General features: G+C 66.7%; 16 protein-coding genes. 9 read left to right on the top strand and 7 right to left on the bottom strand.

Going from position 1 to position 16,443, the window contains the following annotated elements; translation table 11 throughout:
• Positions 1–37: 37 nt before the first annotated feature.
• Positions 38–967, bottom strand: coding sequence for an acetamidase/formamidase family protein (locus AB4118_RS05490; protein WP_441488779.1), 930 nt, complete (start codon positions 965–967; stop codon positions 38–40).
• A 237-nt stretch (positions 968–1,204) separates the two neighbouring features.
• The gene (gene ccrA / locus AB4118_RS05495) at positions 1,205–2,479 is read right to left on the bottom strand and encodes a crotonyl-CoA carboxylase/reductase (RefSeq protein ID WP_441488780.1); all 1,275 of its coding nucleotides are present in this window, start codon (positions 2,477–2,479) and stop codon (positions 1,205–1,207) included.
• 381 nt (positions 2,480–2,860) lie between these two features.
• On the opposite strand from ccrA, the gene AB4118_RS05500 reads away from it, so the two are divergent.
• Positions 2,861–3,169 (top strand): hypothetical protein, encoded by a 309-nt coding sequence (locus tag AB4118_RS05500; protein ID WP_441488781.1) that lies wholly within the window; start codon positions 2,861–2,863, stop codon positions 3,167–3,169.
• 42 nt (positions 3,170–3,211) lie between these two features.
• Entirely contained in the window at positions 3,212–3,583 is a 372-nt protein-coding gene (locus AB4118_RS05505) for a DUF4180 domain-containing protein (protein WP_441488782.1), read from the top strand.
• Between the two features lie 12 nt (positions 3,584–3,595).
• On the opposite strand, the gene ubiG is transcribed toward AB4118_RS05505, so the two are convergent.
• Complete coding sequence (gene ubiG / locus AB4118_RS05510; RefSeq protein ID WP_441488783.1) at positions 3,596–4,351, bottom strand: bifunctional 2-polyprenyl-6-hydroxyphenol methylase/3-demethylubiquinol 3-O-methyltransferase UbiG; 756 nt, start codon at positions 4,349–4,351, stop codon at positions 3,596–3,598.
• A gap of 148 nt (positions 4,352–4,499) precedes the next feature.
• Between ubiG and AB4118_RS05515 the strand changes: the two genes are divergently transcribed.
• Positions 4,500–5,738, top strand: a complete 1,239-nt coding sequence (locus AB4118_RS05515) for an aspartate kinase (protein WP_441488784.1) — start codon at positions 4,500–4,502, stop codon at positions 5,736–5,738.
• A gap of 77 nt (positions 5,739–5,815) precedes the next feature.
• On the opposite strand, the gene ftrA is transcribed toward AB4118_RS05515, so the two are convergent.
• A complete protein-coding gene (gene ftrA, locus AB4118_RS05520; RefSeq protein ID WP_441488785.1) occupies positions 5,816–6,796 on the bottom strand; it encodes a transcriptional regulator FtrA in 981 nt (326 codons plus the stop codon).
• A gap of 86 nt (positions 6,797–6,882) precedes the next feature.
• On the opposite strand from ftrA, the gene AB4118_RS05525 reads away from it, so the two are divergent.
• Entirely contained in the window at positions 6,883–7,794 is a 912-nt protein-coding gene (locus AB4118_RS05525) for a DMT family transporter (RefSeq protein ID WP_441488786.1), read from the top strand.
• A 24-nt stretch (positions 7,795–7,818) separates the two neighbouring features.
• Here AB4118_RS05525 and gcvA read toward each other — a convergent pair whose 3' ends face one another.
• Positions 7,819–8,721, bottom strand: a complete 903-nt coding sequence (gcvA, locus tag AB4118_RS05530) for a transcriptional regulator GcvA (RefSeq protein WP_441488787.1) — start codon at positions 8,719–8,721, stop codon at positions 7,819–7,821.
• 168 nt (positions 8,722–8,889) lie between these two features.
• Here gcvA and AB4118_RS05535 point away from each other — a divergent pair, with 168 nt between their 5' ends.
• The 5 genes from AB4118_RS05535 to AB4118_RS05555 all read left to right on the top strand — a co-directional run bounded on the left by AB4118_RS05535 (position 8,890) and on the right by AB4118_RS05555 (position 14,767).
• Entirely contained in the window at positions 8,890–10,293 is a 1,404-nt protein-coding gene (locus AB4118_RS05535) for an amidase (RefSeq protein ID WP_441488788.1), read from the top strand.
• An 11-nt stretch (positions 10,294–10,304) separates the two neighbouring features.
• On the top strand, positions 10,305–11,546 hold the full coding sequence (locus AB4118_RS05540; RefSeq protein WP_441488789.1) for an MFS transporter: 1,242 nt from the start codon (positions 10,305–10,307) through the stop codon (positions 11,544–11,546).
• Between the two features lie 31 nt (positions 11,547–11,577).
• Positions 11,578–12,618: a phosphotransferase family protein gene (locus AB4118_RS05545; protein WP_441488790.1), complete on the top strand. Its 1,041-nt coding sequence runs from the start codon at positions 11,578–11,580 to the stop codon at positions 12,616–12,618.
• 12 nt (positions 12,619–12,630) lie between these two features.
• Positions 12,631–13,902 (top strand): acyl-CoA dehydrogenase family protein, encoded by a 1,272-nt coding sequence (locus AB4118_RS05550; protein WP_441488791.1) that lies wholly within the window; start codon positions 12,631–12,633, stop codon positions 13,900–13,902.
• Positions 13,903–14,029: 127 nt separating this feature from the next.
• Positions 14,030–14,767, top strand: a complete 738-nt coding sequence (locus tag AB4118_RS05555) for a 2OG-Fe(II) oxygenase (RefSeq protein ID WP_441488792.1) — start codon at positions 14,030–14,032, stop codon at positions 14,765–14,767.
• A gap of 40 nt (positions 14,768–14,807) precedes the next feature.
• On the opposite strand, the gene AB4118_RS05560 is transcribed toward AB4118_RS05555, so the two are convergent.
• Both AB4118_RS05560 and AB4118_RS05565 read right to left on the bottom strand, forming a co-directional pair.
• Positions 14,808–15,485 (bottom strand): transglutaminase-like domain-containing protein, encoded by a 678-nt coding sequence (locus tag AB4118_RS05560; RefSeq protein WP_441488793.1) that lies wholly within the window; start codon positions 15,483–15,485, stop codon positions 14,808–14,810.
• A gap of 113 nt (positions 15,486–15,598) precedes the next feature.
• A complete protein-coding gene (locus AB4118_RS05565) occupies positions 15,599–16,390 on the bottom strand; it encodes an enoyl-CoA hydratase/isomerase family protein (protein ID WP_441488794.1) in 792 nt (263 codons plus the stop codon).
• Between the last annotated feature and the right edge of the window lie 53 nt (positions 16,391–16,443).

A 16,443-nucleotide genomic window follows, 5' to 3' on the forward strand; every position in this document is an offset into this window, starting at 1 on the left:
GCCCTGGACTGCCAGCCGGGCGACGCCTCGCCAGGGATTACTTGCCGAGCAGCGACATCGCTCTGGTGATGTCGTTCTTCTCCAGCCGGCAGGCCACGCAATAAGCGGGGTTGAAGATGTTGGCGACGTCGTAACGGACCAACTGGCCGAGCAGATGACTCGCCTCGACGGTATCGACACCGAGGTCGTCGACGATCCAGCGGAGCATCTCGGTCGTCGCGAACTGGAGCGGCTGGTCGAGCGGGCGGCCGCTGGCCAGGGTCATGATCTCGGTCGCGGTCTCGCAACGCGGCCACCGGCCCGGCGCATTCTTGCGCAGATGCAGGGTGAACGCGATCTCGAAACTGGTCTCGATGCCGGTGCCGACGATCTCGCCATCACCCTGGCAGGCATGGCCATCCCCCAGGAAGAACAGCCCGCCCGCTTCGGACACCGGGAAAGCGATGCTCGCGCCCGGCCCGAAGCGGCGATAGTCCATATTGCCGCCATAGGAGCCGCTCGTCGCAGTCGAGATCGCCTGGCCGCCGGCCGGAGCCACGCCGAAACAACCGATCATCGGTGCCAGCGGAAAGCTCCAGCCCGAGATGCGCTCCGAGGCGCCGATCAGCCGGACTGTGCACTTCTCGGCGTCGATGGCCCATTCGAAGCGCTCGCTCTTCGGCAGCTCGGCCACCGTGCGCGGATCGACCACCTGTTGCGAGAGTGGCGAATAGGTCCAGCCGGTCTTGCGGTTCGGCGTCATCCTGTCGATCGTCACGATCAGCGCATCGCCCGGCTCTGCTCCCGCGACGGCGAACGGACCGGACATCGGGTTGCCGCGCGGGGCCCGCTGCACGCCCTCATGGTCGATGCCGGCGGCATCGAGCGTCGTCGTCACGATCGTGTCGCCGCTGGCGACCGTGAGGACCGGGGGCAGCGTGGCCATGACATTGGAATAGGAATGCGGGACGAAACGATGAAGCGCCATGAATCTCACCTGCCAGTCTTGCGGGCGCTTCAGGGAGCAAGGATCAGCCGTCGCGAAGCGTCCTGGCTCGAATCCGTTGCGGATGCGAGCCTTGCCTCACCGTAGTCGAAACATTTGTTGGCGCGCTAGCCGGCCGGGGACATGTGCGCGACGCATCATCCCGGCCTGGGCGGGGCGCTTCCCTCGGATCAGGCCGGTGCGGCGGTCCTGACAGAGCCTTTGCCGGCCGCGCGCGGCTCAGCCGCCAAGCGCCTCCGCGACATCGTCAAAATTCCGCAGGCCGGTGCGCGGGGCATAGACCAGCACGGCCATGTTGCCGGGAGCGTGCTCGTTCTTCCACATCTTGTGGTGGGCGAGCGGGATTTTCTCCCAGGGAAAGACCTCGGACATGCAGGGGTCGACGCGCCGGTCGAGCACGAACTGGTTGGCGGCGCTCGCCTGCTTGAGATGGGCGAAATGCGAGCCCTGCACGCGCTTCTGCCGCATCCAGACATAACGGGCGTCGAAGGTGATGTTGAAGCCCGAGGTGCCGGCGCAGAAGACGATCATCCCGCCGCGCTTGGCGACGAGGCAGGAGACCGGGAAGGTCGCCTCGCCGGGATGTTCGAAGACGATATCGACATCCTTCTTGCCGGTGATGTCCCAGATCGCCTTGCCGAACTTGCGCGCCTCCTTGGTCCATTCGGTATATTCGGGCGAATTGACCTTGGGCATCTGGCCCCAGCAATTGAACTCCTTGCGATTGATCACGCCTTTGGCGCCGAGGCCGAGCACGTAGTCGCGCTTGCTCTCGTCCGAAATCACACCGATCGCGTTGGCGCCCGAAGCCGCGCACAGCTGCACACCGAAGACGCCGAGCCCGCCCGACGCCCCCCAGATGAGCACGTTGTCGCCCGGCTTGATCGTATGCGGGGCGTGCCCGAAGAGCATGCGGTAGGCGGTCGCCAGGGTCAGCGTGTAGCAAGCCGACTCTTCCCAGGAGAGGTGCTTCGGCTTCTGCATCAGCTGGCGCGACTGCACCCGGCAGAACTGGGCGAAGGAGCCGTCCGGTGTCTCATAGCCCCAGATGCGCTGGGAGGACGAGAACATCGGGTCGCCGCCATTGCACTCCTCGTCGTCGCCATCGTCTTGGTTGCAATGGACGATGACTTCGTCGCCGACCTTCCAGCGCTTCACCTTGGAACCAACGGCCCAGACGATGCCGGACGCATCGGAGCCGGCGATATGAAGCGATGCCTTGTGGACGTCGAAGGGCGAGATCGGCTGGCCGAGACCGGCCCAGATGCCGTTATAGTTGACGCCACCCGCCATCACGAGCAGCAGAACCTCCTCCTCGCCGATCGCCCAGGTCGGCACGACCTCGACCTTGAAGCTCTCCTGCGGCGGGCCATGGCGCTCGTGCCGGATGGTCCAGGCATACATGGTGGCGGGGACATGACCGAGCGGCGGCAGCTCGTTCAGTTCGTAGAGATCCTTCAACGGGCGGTGCGGAACAGGCTGCGGCTTGGACATGGCTCTCTCCCCTTGGTCTTCCTCGCCGCCTTGCGCCGCGAAAGGGCGGCCGACGGAGTTGAGGTGATCATGCGGCTCGATGCTGCGCTGCGCTATCCTCCTAAGGAATTATGTCGCACTGCAAAAAACAAGTCCGAATCCCGGCTTATGTTCCGATGGAACGCGAAGATCGTGCCTGAGAAGATTGCGCATCTCCGCCCAGGGCTCGTCGGGCGGCGACCGATACGCTGCAGCCGAAGATCAGCTCCCCCTGCCTCATGTCCTTCGCTGTGAATTTTGAAACGATCTGCAGACGTTTTTTAACCTCACCAGCACGAGCCTGCATGACCAGCGGCCCAGCCGTGCTAATTTCAGCCCGCAAATACTTTGGAGCGATCGACCATGCGTCCATTGCTGCTACTGCTCGGCCTTCCTGACCTTCCACTGCCGGAATTCCTGGTCTTCCTTGGCTTCGCTGCCGGCTGCGCGCTGCTGCTGGGCTGGATTGCCGACGGCATCCTTGGGGAGCACGGCTTCGGCATCATTCCCAATGCCATCGTCCTCGTCGGCGGCGCCATTGTCGGCGCGATCCTGTGGCGAAGGCTCGGCTATGTGATCATTGCGAACCGGCAAATGGCCACCGCCATTGCCGCCACCACAGCCGGGATTCTGGCGCTCGTGGCGGGCGGGGTCGCCAAGCGGGTGATCTGAGGTCGCTTGCTTTCCTGCCGCATGGTCAAGACAATCGCCGGAATGGACAGTTCCCTCGAGATTCGCGGCAGGCGCGTGCTGCTATGCGCCGAAGACGGCCCGTTGCTCGCCAGCGAGCGCGACATCGGCGATTTCCTGGGTTCGGCCTGGGCCGAAGATGCAGATTTGGTCGTGATCCCGGTCGCGCGCCTGAGCGACGATTTCTTCAAGCTCAGCACGCGTCTCGCCGGCGAAGTCGCCCAGAAATTCGTCAATTACCGGATGCAGCTCGCGATCATCGGCGACCTCTCGCGCTGGAGCGCCGAGAGCAAGGCGCTACGCGATTTCGTTCGCGAGGCAAACCAGGGCCAGGCCCTGTGGTTCCTGGACGACCTGAACGCCCTGGAAGAGCGACTGGCCCCAGCCGAGCGCTGACGGGACCGGCCGCTAGACCGGGCGCGCCGCCGCCAGCATGTAGTTCACATCCATGTCGCGCGACGCCGACCAGCGATCCGTGAAGGGGTTGTAGGCCACCCCGGTGCTCTCGCCGAGCTCCAGCCCGTTGCGCGCGATCGCGGCCTCGAGTTCCGCCGGCGTGACGAATTTCTCCCAGTCATGCGTGCCGCGGGGCAGCCAGCGCAGGACATATTCGGCACCGACGATCGCCAGCGCATAGGATTTCAGCGTGCGGTTGAGCGTCGCCATCACCAAGAGGCCGCCGGGCTTCACCGCCGCGCAGCAGGCGCCGACGAAGGCCTCGACATCCGCGACATGCTCGACCACCTCCATGGCGAGCACGATGTCGAAGCGCCGCCCCTCGGCGACGAGGCTCTCGATCGTCGTCTCGCGATAGTCGATCGCAAGCCCGCTGCGTTCGGCATGAGCTCGGGCGACCGCGATATTGGTCGGAGCCGGATCGAGCCCCGTGACCTCGGCGCCGAGCCGCGCCAGGGGCTCCGACAGCACGCCGCCGCCGCAGCCGATATCGACCAGCGCCAGCCCCTCCAGCGATCGCAGCGATTTCGGATCGCGCCCGAAGCGTTCGCAGGCGAGATCCTTTACGAAACCGAGCCGCACCGGATTGAACTTGTGCAGCACGGCCATGGGACCCTTCGGGTCCCACCAGGTCCTGGCCATGGCATCGAAGCGCGCAACCTCGGCAGCATCGATCGTCGAGCCGGTTTGAGACGCTGCGGATACCATGCGTGATTCCCCCTTTGTGCCAATCGGGCGCGGACCGCATTGACACTTGCGGTGCTGCCCGTCATCTACACCCGCCCTTCGCCCGGCGCGAGGGGGTCCTTTCGTCCCGGCACGTCGCTGGGCGTTTCTAGAGAGCCCTTGGACCGCTATGGCCCGTCTGGTGATGAAATTCGGCGGGACCTCCGTCGCCACTGTCGAGCGTATCAAGAATGCCGCCCGCCACGTCAAACGCGAGTTCGACGCCGGCAACCAGGTCGCAGTCGTCGTCTCCGCCATGTCGGGCAAGACCAACGAACTCGTGGCCTGGTGCAAGGAAGCGGCACCGCTTTACGATCACGCGGAATATGACGCCGTGGTCGCATCCGGCGAGCAGGTCACCTCCGGCCTGATGGCAATCGTGCTCCAGTCCATGGGCCTGCCGGCGCGCTCCTGGCAGGGCTGGCAGATCCCGCTCTTCGGCTCGGACGCCCATGGCTCCGCCCGCATCGAGGGCGTCGACGGCGCCGGCATCCTCGCCGGCTTCGACCGCAATCGCGAGATCGCGGTCTGCTCCGGCTTCCAGGGCATGCACGCAACGACGAAACGCATCGTCACGCTCGGGCGCGGCGGCTCCGACACCAGCGCGGTCGCGCTTGCCGCCGGCCTCAAGGCCGATCGCTGCGACATCTACACCGATGTCGACGGCGTCTACACCACCGACCCGCGCGTCGTGCCGAAGGCCCGGCGCATGGACAAGGTCTCCTTCGAGGAGATGCTGGAAATGGCCTCGCTCGGCTCGAAGGTGCTGCAAGTGCGCTCGGTCGAGATCGCCATGGTCCAGCGCGTACCGACCTATGTGCGCTCCTCCTTCGACGACCCCGACAATCCCAATCCAGGCACCCTCATCTGCGACGAGGACGACATCGTGGAACAGCAGATCGTCACCGGCATCGCGTTTTCGCGCGACGAAGCCCAGATCACGCTCCGGCGTGTCGCCGACAAGCCGGGCGTGGCCGCGGCCATCTTCGGCCCGCTCGCTGATGCGAACATCAATGTCGACATGATCATCCAGGTCGTCTCGGACGACCAGGCGACCACCGACATCACCTTCACCGTCCCGACCGCCGATTACGAGCGCGCCAAGACGCTGCTCGAGAGCCGCCACGACAGCATCGCCTACCAGAGCCTGCAGGGCGCCACCGACGTGGTGAAGATCTCGGCCATCGGCGTCGGCATGCGCAGCCACGCCGGTGTCGCGGCCCGCGCCTTCCACGCGCTCGCCGAGAAGGGCATCAACATCCGCGCGATCACGACCTCCGAGATCAAGTTCTCGGTGCTGATCGACGCCGCCTATACGGAGCTCGCCGTGCGGACGCTGCACTCGCTCTATGGGCTGGATGCGGCCTGATCCTCAGCGCGTCACGACCGCGCGCAGCACAGCGCGCGGTTTGGAGCCCAGCTGATGCAACACGCGGCCCAAGCCGCCTAGCCGCGCGAGAATTGCAGCCGATGGGCGGTTGGCGTGGTGCGCAGACGCTGCCGGAAATGGTGGCGCAGCGCCGCCGCGGAACCGAGGCCCGCGCGGTAGGCGACCTCGTCGACCCCGAGCGTGGTCGTCTCCAGCAGATCGCAGGCATGGGCGACACGCTCGTTGAGGATCCACTCGCCCGGCGCGCTGCCAGTGGCCTCTGTGAAACGCCGGAAGAACGTGCGCTGGCTCATGCCGGCCCGGTCGCTGAGCCGCTGCAAGGTCAGGTCCTCGGCCAGCGACGAACGCATCCAGTCGAGCAATGGCGACAGGCGCGACCCGGTCTGCGGCGGTAGCGGGCGACGGACGAACTGTGCCTGGCCGCCGCTGCGATGCGGCGGCACGACCATGCTGCGCGCCACCAGGTTCGCAGCCTCGGGCCCATGGTCGCGGCGGACGATATGCAGGCAAAGGTCGATGCCGGCCGCGCTGCCGGCCGAGGTCAGGATGTCGCCCTCGTCGACATAGAGCACATCGGGCTCGAGGCGCACCGCGGGGTAGCGCTTCGCAAAATCAGCACCGTACTGCCAATGGGTCGTCGCCCTGCGCCCGGCCAACAGGTCGGCAGCCGCCAGCACATAGGCTCCGCCGCAGATCGAGACGACGCGGCTGCCGCCGCGATGCGCCGCGCGAAGCGCGCCCGCCAGCGGCTCCGGCACCGGCTCGGCCAGGCCGCGCCAGCCGGGAACGATGATGGTGCCCGCCCCCTGCAGCAGGTCGAGCCCGCCATCAGCCTCGACCGCAAGGCTGCCATGGGCGCGCAAACGCCCGGCCTCGCCGGCGGCGGTGCGGAATTCGTACCAGTTTTCCGGCAGCCCGGGCCGGCGCGAGCCGAACACCTCGGCGACAATGCCGTATTCGAAGGTGCAGAGCCGGTCATAAGCAACCGCGACGACGCGGTGCGGGGCCTGCGGAGATGCCTTTATGCGCTTTGGCATGATTTTTACGATAGTCGTCTATCTCGCCACTTACCAGCACCGCGTTGGGCGCGCATGGTCCGGCCCGTGATCGCGAGGTACCGGGCATGGTGATGCAAGTCGAGATGGTCAGGGACAAGCGGAGCAACCGAACGATGTTGCTGGCGGTCGGCCTCGTGCTGTCCTCCAGCCTGCTCTATGTCCTGGGCTACTCCCTGTCGAAGACCCTGGTCTCCTCCTACGGATTGAGCGCGCTGCAGGTGACCTTCCTGCGCTGTCTTCTGGTCCTGGCGGGAAGCCTCGTCCTGTTGGCCTGGCCGAGGAGCGGCGTCACGCGGGCGCGGTTGCTGCACCCGCCGCGCGCATGGGAACAGCGCGCCGCGGCTGCTGCGCTGGTCGCCTCGAACGTGCTGGCGATCGTCGCCTATAGCCTCATGCCGGTCACGGCAGCCTCGGCGCTTGGATTCACGGCGCCGCTTTTGCTCACCGCACTGGGCGGGCTCTTGCTCGGCGAGCGCGTCTCGCTCGGACGTTGGCTCGGTGCTGCGAGCGGCTTTGCCGGCATGCTGCTGATCGTCAGGCCGGGCGAAGGCGGAGCCTGGCTGGGTATCCTCGCCTCGATCGGCGCGGCCGCCAGCTATGCGCTGTATCAGATCCTGGTGCGCCGGCTGCGCGATGTCGCGAACAGCCTCGATACCGCCATGCAGGTCGCGGTCGTCGGTTTCGCGCTGCTCGCGGCAACGATGCTCTGGTTCTGGCATCAGGTCAGCGCGGAGGCCTTCGCCCTCGTTCTGCTCTTCACGGTGATCCAGACGGCTGCCCTCGCCTGTATCGCTGGCGCGCTCCGGCGCGGCGAAGCCTCCGGACTCGCGCCCTGGCAATTCTCCGGCCTGCTCTGGGCGATGCTGATCGACACCCTCCTATTCACGACACTGCCCTCCCCCGTCTCGCTCCTCGGCGGCGGCCTGATCATCGCGGGAGGCTTGCTGGCACAGGGCAGGGGACGGAGGACGGCCTGAGGCGGCGATCAGCGACCAGCCCAGCTACGCCGCCTGCCTATAGGCGGCGGCGACCTCCCGCATCCAGGCGCAGAACGCCGCAACCCCGGGCCGCGCCCGGCCTGTATCGGGGAAGACGAGAAAATAGGCGAAATCCTCGAGCAACGCGACATTCGCGAGCTGGACGAGCCGCCCCTCCGCGATGTCGGTTTCGATCATCGCCGCCGGCAGCAATCCTGCGCCCTGCCCCGAGAGCACCGCTTTCAGCATCAGGCCTGAATCGTCGAAGGACGGCCCGCGCGGCGCACTGAATTCCTCGACACCCTGCGCCTGAAACCAGCTCTGCCAGGCCTTGCGCTCGCTGTCATGGACATGCGGCCAGCGCGCCAGGCAAGCCGCATCCTGCGGCCTGCCGAGGGATGCGAGCAGGGCCGGAGCCGCGACGGGAACGACCTCGACCGCAACCAGAAGCTCGCTGCGCAATCCCGGATAATGGCCGAAGCCATGCCGGACCGCGACATCGACCCCGTCGCGGACGAAATCGACCAGAGCAGTACCGGTCACGACCCGCAGATCGATATCGGGATGGGCGGCGTGGAACTGCTTGAGGCGTGGCACCAGCCAGGCGCTCGCGAAGAATGGCGTCGTGCTGATCGTCAGCGGGCCCGTGCCGGGATCGGCGTCAATGCGCCGGGATGCCTCGGCGATCTGCCGGAAGGCGTTGCGCACCGGCGGCATCAGGCTCTGCCCGGCGGGCGTGAGGGCCATGCCGCGGTTGATCCTCCGGAAGAGCTGCGTGCCGAAATGAAGCTCCAGGGCCTTGAGCATCTGGCTGACCGCGCCCGGCGTCACGCAGAGCTCATCGGCGGCCTCCTTCACGGAGAGATGCCGAGCCGTGGCCTCGAAGGCGCGCAGAGCATTCAGCGGTGGCAGCCGATCGGTTTTCATTTAGTTTTTCTAACTTATTTTCGCAGAATTGCTAGTTTGCCCCTAGCCCGATCATTCGTCAAATTAGCTACAACTGATCACTTCATTGCAGCGGATCGCCCGCTCCCCTGAAGTGACCAGCAAGAGAAAAACTCAATCATTAGTTATCCATTCAAGCCGGAGCCATGCATGCCCAGCCTCCCCGACGCGACGCATTACCTCTCATTGTCGGAGCTCGCGGCGCGCATCCAGACGCGCGACATCTCGCCCGTGGCAGTGACACGGTCGCAGCTCGAGCGCATCGAACGCCTGGACACGGAGCTTCACAGCTTTGCCGGCGTGATGGCCGATACCGCGCTGGCCGAGGCAGAGGCCGCGGAGGCAGAGATCACGGCCGGGCGCTATCGCGGACCGCTGCATGGCGTGCCGATTGCCGTGAAGGACCTGTTCTGGACGCGAGGCTTTCCGACGGCCGGTGGGATGCGGATCCACAAGCAGCACAGGCCGCGGGAGGATGCGACGGTTGTGCGCCGCCTGCGGGAAGCGGGAGCCGTGGTGCTGGGCAAGCTGCAGATGACGGAAGGGGCCTATTCCGACCACCACCCCATGGTGACGCCGCCCCGTAACCCCTGGAATGCCGCGTACTGGACCGGAATCTCGTCGAGCGGCTCGGCTGCCGCGACGGCGGCCGGCCTGTGCTACGGCTCGCTCGGTTCCGATACCGGAGGGTCGATCCGCTGGCCCTGCGCCGCGACCGGCCTGACTGGGCTGAAACCGAGCTGGGGCCGCGTCAGCCGTCACGGCGCATTCGAGCTGGCCGCAACGCTGGACCATGTCGGGCCGATGGCGCGCGATGCCAGGGATGTCGCCGCGATCCTGCACGTCATCGCCGGTGCCGATCCCGCGGATCCGACCGCGCTCGGCGCGCCGGTTCCCGACTATCGCGCAGCGACCCGGCAAGGCGTCGGCGGCGTACGGATCGGCATCGATCCAGCCTGGAACAGCGAAGGGGTCGATGCGACGACGCAAATGGCTCTGAACGAGGCCATCGCAACCTATCGCGCGCTCGGAGCCGAGATCGTCGAGGTCCGCTTTCCGGATGTGAAGCAGATCGTCGCCGATTGGGCACCGAACTGCGCAGTGGAAGCCGCCATCGCCCATGAAGCGACCTACCCCGCGTGCAAGGACGAATACGGCCCGGTTCTCGCCTCGGTCATCGAGACGGGCCGCGCGCTGTCGGGCCTCGACTATCAGCGCCTCCTGCTGCGACGCATGGCCTTTCGTGGACGCATCGCCGCCCTGTTCGGCACGATCGATCTGCTGCTGACCCCGGTTCAGCCTTTCGCGCCGCTGACGCTCGCGACGATCAGTACATTGGGAGAGCAGCCCGGGCTGATCGCCGACCTGCAGCGCTATACCTGCCCCTTCAACATGACCGGCAACCCGACGCTCACATTGCCCGGCGGCTTCTGCGAGGGAATGCCTATCGGGCTCCAGCTCGTTGCAGCGCAACTGGGCGAGGCCATGCTGATCCGTGCCGGCACAGCCTTCCAGGCAGAGACCACATGGCACCGCCAGCACCCAACCCTTTGAGGAGCCTTGCGATGAGCACCAATCCGGCGCGTCCCGCCTCCCCGATCTTCCATGGCCGGCTTGTGGTCGCGGCGGCGTTTGCGGTCACCTTCGTCGGTTTCGGCAGCGCCTATACCTTCAGCGCCTTCGTCGAATCCCTGCAGGCGGATTTTTCCGCCTCCCGCGCTTCGGTTTCCCTGGTCTTCTCCCTCGCCGGCTTTCTCTATTTCGGCTTCGGACTGATCAGCGGCCCGCTTGCGGACCGCTGGGGAGCCCGTAGGCTTGTCTTCCTCGGCATGCTCCTCACCGGGCTTGGCATGGCCGCGGCGGGAGCGGCGCGGAGCCTGACCGAGATCTACCTGGCCTATGGCCTTGGCGTCGGGCTCGGCATCGGCTGCTCCTATGTTCCAGCGCTGGGCGCGGTGCAGCGCTGGTTCGTCAAGCGCCGCGGCTTCGCATCGGGTCTCGCGGTCAGCGGCATCGGTGTCGGCACGCTCGTGATGCCGCCGCTCGCCTCGCTCCTGATCGAGCAGATCGGCTGGCGGAACGCCTATTTCACGCTTGGCGGGCTCGCGGCGATCATTGGTGCAGCGATGGCGCTCCTGATCGAAAGCGATCCGCGCCGCCGCGGGCTGCTGCCGGACGGGGACGCTCTGCCCCCAGGTGGCATCACGGCACAGGCGACCGGTCTATCGATTCGCGAGGCGGTGTGGTCACGGCCCTTCATCAGGCTCTACGCAGCCTGCCTGATCGGCTCGTTTGGGGCCTTCGTCCCCTTCGTCCACCTCGTGCCCTACGCGCTGGATCGCGGCGTCCCGCAGGGCCGGGCCGTCCTGCTGCTCGCGCTGATCGGTGTCGGCAGCACGGCCGGCCGCTTCTGCCTCGGGAATCTGGCGGACCGGATCGGCCGCCACCGCGCCCTTCTCGTCATGTTCCTGGGCATGGCCGGCGCTCTGGGCATCTGGTGGCTCTCGAGCGGATTCGCGATGCTGGCCGTCTTCGCCCTGCTCTATGGCGTCTTCTATGGCGGCTGGGTCGCCGTGCTGCCGGCGGTCGTCATGGACAATTTCGGCGGGCGCAATGTCAGCGGGATCATCGGCATTCTCTATACGAGCGTCGCGTTTGGAACCCTGATCGGACCGACGGCCGCCGGGCTCATCTTCGATCTGAACCAGAGCTATGCGATCGCGATCCTCGCCTGCGCCTGCGCCAACCTCCTCGCGGCTCTCATCGTGGCACGCTCCGCAAGCCCCCCACGCTCCCTGCCGCGTTGACCTCGCCTCCTGCCGCCCCGATGATGCCGGCATGTCCGCCGGCCCCGCCTCCGCCGCCCCCGAATTCGATCCTGCCCGGCTCGAAGCCTTCCTGCGCTCCGCCCTGCCCGGGCGGGCGGCCGGCGCGATGGCGCTGGAGCGCATCAGCGGCGGGCAGTCGAACCCGACCTTCTTCCTCTCCTTTCCCGAAGCCGGCACGCGGCTGGTCATGCGCAAGAAGCCGCCGGGCCCGCTGCTGCCCTCGGCCCATGCGGTCGACCGCGAATACCGCATCCTCAAGGCGCTCGCGGGTTCGCAGGTGCCGGTGCCGCCGGTGCTGCTGTTCCACGCGGAAGACGATATCGTCGGCACGCCCTTCTATCTGATGGAGCGGCTCGACGGCCGTGTCTTCCATGACGCGGCGCTGCCGGGCGTGGTGCCGGCCGAGCGTCGGCAGATGTATTTCGCCATGGCCGAGACCCTGGCAGCGCTGCATCGCTTCGACTGGCAGGCGGCTGGGCTCGCCGATTACGGCAAGCCGGGAAACTATTATGCCCGACAGCTCGCGCGCTGGGGCCGGCAATGGCGCGAGACCAGGACCCGCGAGATCCCCGAGATCGATCGGCTGATCGATTGGCTGACCGCCCATCTCGATGAAAGCGCGGAGACGACCATCGTCCACGGCGATTTCCGGCTGGGCAATCTGATGTTTCACCCGGTCGAGCCGCGCGTCGTCGCCGTGCTCGACTGGGAGCTCTCGACGCTCGGTCATCCGCTCTCGGACGCCGCCTTTTCCTGCCTGCCCTGGCATTCCGGCCCCGCCATGTATCAGGGCATCATGGGCCTCGACCGCGAGGCGCTCGGCATCCCGACGCAAGCCGAATACCTCTCCCGCTATTGCGCAGCGGCCGGGCGCAAGGACGGGCCGGGACGCTTCCATCTCGCCTTCTCGCTCTTCCGCTTCGCCGTCATTCTCGACGGCATCGCGGCGCGCGCCAGGGCCGGCAATGCCGCGGCGGAGAATGCGGTCGCGGTCGGCGGGATGGCGGAGAGCTTCGCGCGGCAGGCCGCAACCATCATCGACCAGAGTTGAACGGGGATCACCATGGATTTCGCCTATTCCGCCAGGGTCGAAGAGCTCCGCTCACGGCTGCAGGCCTTCATGGATGCCCATGTGCAGCCGGCCGACGCCATATGGAAACATGAGGTCGAGGCCGGGCGCTATCCGCTGGCACTGATCGACGGGCTGAAGGAGAAGGCGAAATCCGAGGGCCTGTGGAACCTGTTCCTGCCGGCGCTGAAGCCCGACGAGCCCGGCACACGGCTGAGCAATCTCGAATACGCCCCCCTGGCGGAGATCATGGGCCGGATCTTCTGGTCATCGGAGGTGTTCAACTGCAACGCCCCGGACACCGGCAACATGGAAATCCTGCACATGTTCGCGACGCCGGCGCAGCGCGAACGCTTTCTCGTGCCGCTGATGAAGGGCGAGATCCGCTCCTGCGTCGGCATCACCGAGCCCGGCGTCGCCTCCTCCGATCCGACCAATCTGCAGACCACGATCACCCGCGACGGCGATGACTATGTCATCAACGGCCGGAAATGGTGGACCACCGGCGCCCTGCATCCAAACGTCAAGTTCTGCATCGTCATGGGCCTCTCGGACACGCGCCCGGAGGCCGACCCGCACAAGCGCCATTCCATGGTGATCGTGCCGATGGATACGCCGGGCGTGAGCGTGATGCGCAACCTGCCGCTGCTCAACCACCATTCGCCGGAAGGCCATACCGAAACGGATTTCGACACTGTCCGCGTGCCGGCCGCCAACATGCTCGGGGAGGAAGGCGCGGGCTTTGCGCTGGCGCAGGCGCGGCTCGGGCCCGGCCGCATCCACCACTGCATGCGCACGATCGGCCAATGCGAGGTCGCGCTCGAACTGATGGTCGAGCGCGCGCTGCAGCGGAAGGCCTTTGGCCGGCATCTCTCAGACTATGCCAATGTCCAGGACTGGATTGCCGAAGGGCGCATGGAAATCGACCAGGCGCGGTTGCTCTGCCTGCGCGCCGCCTGGATGATGGACAAGCACGGCAACAAGGCCGCGCGCACCGAGGTCTCCGCGATCAAGGTCGTGGCGACGCGGCTCCAGACCAAGATCGCCGACCGGGCCATTCAGGTCTTTGGCGCCGCCGGTCTCTCCAATGATACGCCGCTCGCCTTCATCTATAGCTGGGGCCGGGCGCTGCGCTTCATCGACGGGCCGGACGAGGCGCATCTGCGCACGGTCGCCCGTGCCGAGATCAAGAAGCGGCAGGCGAGCAATCGCAGCACGATGGCCGAACAGGGCATAAAGATGCCCTATCTCAAGCCCGCGGGTTAAGGCACCGGCCCGGACCGGGACGTGGTCCGGATATCCAGCAGGCCGCGCAGAAACCGGGTGGAAGCCGGTGCCCGAGGCATGGGAGCCTTCCTCGACACGCACATGCCAGTCGAAGAAGGCCCCCGCCATGCCAGCCGCAGCAAAATTGCCCGAACCTCCATCCCTCGCGGCGCGCGTCGACGCGCTGCACTGGCGCCGGATCGAGGCCGAACTCGACTCCCATGGCGTCGGCCTGACCGGGCCCTTGCTCAGCCCGGCGGAATGCCGCGCGCTGGCTGCGCTCTATGCCGACGAGAGCCGTTTCCGCAGCCGCATCGTCATGGCGCGGCACGGCTTTGGCAGTGGCGAGTACCAGTATTTCGCCCATCCGCTGCCGGAGATGCTGGCGGCCCTGCGGCCGGCCATCTATGAGCGCCTCGCCCCCGTGGCGAACCGCTGGAACGAGACCCTCGGGATCGCGCAGCGTTATCCCGACGCGCTCGGCGCCTTCCTGACCCTGTGCCACGAGGCCGGACAGACCCGGCCGACCCCGCTGCTGCTGAAATACGGCGCCGGCGACTATAACTGCCTGCATCAGGACCTTTACGGCGACCTGTTCTTCCCGTTCCAGATGGTCATCCTGCTCTCGCAGCCAGGCGTCGATTTCACCGGTGGCGAGTTCACCCTGGTCGAGCAGCGGCCGCGCATGCAGTCACGGCCCGAGGTCGCGCCGCTGGCTCAGGGAGAAGCGGCGATCTTCGCCGTGCAGCACCGGCCGATGCGGGGTTCCCGCGGCACTTACCGCGTCAATCTCCGCCATGGCGTCAGCCGGGTGCGCTCGGGCGAGCGCTACACCACCGGGCTGATCTTTCACGACGCGCGCTAAGGCCGACATCCGCTTCCGCCGGGCGGTGGCGATGTCCGCGTCAACCCGACAGCGAGGCCCGCGCTTCCTGCTCCATGCTGCCTCGCAGTCCGCCCGGGACGCAGAGTTTCGGATAGAGCCGCGACATCTCGCGGATCAGGAACTTCACCGGCACGTCAAAGAAACTGCCGTGCTGGGCGACATAATCCATGAAACTGCGGCCCTGCCCGTCGAAGCTCTGCAGCAGCGCATCGCTCTTGCCGTCGAAGCCGAGGGTCGCAACGCCGAGCCTGTCGCAGAGGCGCGCGTTGAAGGTCGGCGAAGCCTTCAGCCAGCGCCCGTCGAGGAAAACCTCGGTATAGCCGTGATAGGCGAAGACATTGGTGCCGACGGCCTCCAGCAGGCGCGGCGTGGCGAGATGGTTCTTGACGTCGGCGAGCCCGATGCGAGCGGGAATGCCGATGGCCCGGCAATAGGCTGCATAGAGCGCAGCCTTGCCGACGCAGTAGCCGATGCCGGCCGCCAGCACGGAGCTGGCGCGATAGGTCTCGGGGTTGAGATAGTCGCCATAGGGGTCATAGCGGATGCCGTCGCGCACCGCCTGATAGAGGATGCCAGCCTGCTCGGCTGGGTCGCTGATGCCCGAAGTCAGCAGGCGCGCCTCGGCGATCACCATCGGATGGTCGCTGTCGACGAACTCGGCAGGGCTCGTGAAGAGAACGCGGTGGGAATCCTGCATTGCCAATCCTCTCAAGCATCGGCGGGAAAAGTGGTTTGCGGCCTTCGGACAAAGCCGATGCAAATACTAGAAAGGCGAGATCGTCGGACCGGACCCGATATCCGGCCGGTGATCTACCGGCCCGTGAACCGGGCCGGCCGCTTCTCCAGGAAGGCCGAGACACCCTCGCTGAAATCCGCGGTCCGGGTCGAGACGTGGAAGGCGTCGCGCTCGGCGTCGAGCTGGGCGCTCAATGTGTTGCTCAGCGAAGCGCCGAGCAGCGCCTTGATGCGGCCATAGGCCTGGGTCGGCCCGGCAGCCAGTTTGCGCGCCAGCGCCATGGCTTCGGCATCGAGACTCTCGGCCGGCACGAGGCGATTGATCAAGCCGAGCCGCAGCGCCTCGCCGGCATCGATCGTCTCGGCGAGCAGCGCCAGCTCCTTCGCCTTCTTCATGCCGACGATGCGCGGCAGATGATAGGTCCCGGACCCGTCCGGTGTCGCACCGATCCGGGCATAGGCCAGCGTGAATTTCGCGTTTTCGGCGGCGATCGCCAGATCGCAGGCAAGCGCCAGGCTGAATCCGGCTCCGGCCACCGCGCCATGCAGGCAGGCGATCGCCGGCTGCGGCAATTCATCGAGCCGTTTCAGCCCGGCATGCAGCGGCGTGATGATCGCCTCGATCGCGGTCTCGGGGTCGCCACCAGCGGTGAATTGCGAGACGTCGCCACCGGCGCAGAAGCCCCTGCCCGCGCCCTTCAGCAGGATGGCGCGGACATCCCGGCGCGCCGCGATCTCCTCGATTCGGGCCAGGAAAGTTTCCGCCATGGCCGCGTCAAAGGCGTTCAGCACGCCGGGACGATTCAGCGTCAGCACTGCGACACCGGCCTCGACGGTCAACAGAATGGAACTGGAGGGATCGGTCATCGGCGGATTCCGGAGCTGCGATTGCCCCGGTTCTACCATGGGCATTTCGGCCT

The organism is Allobosea sp. 2RAB26 (assembly GCF_052115465.1).
Classification (GTDB): Bacteria; Pseudomonadota; Alphaproteobacteria; order Rhizobiales; family Beijerinckiaceae; genus Allobosea.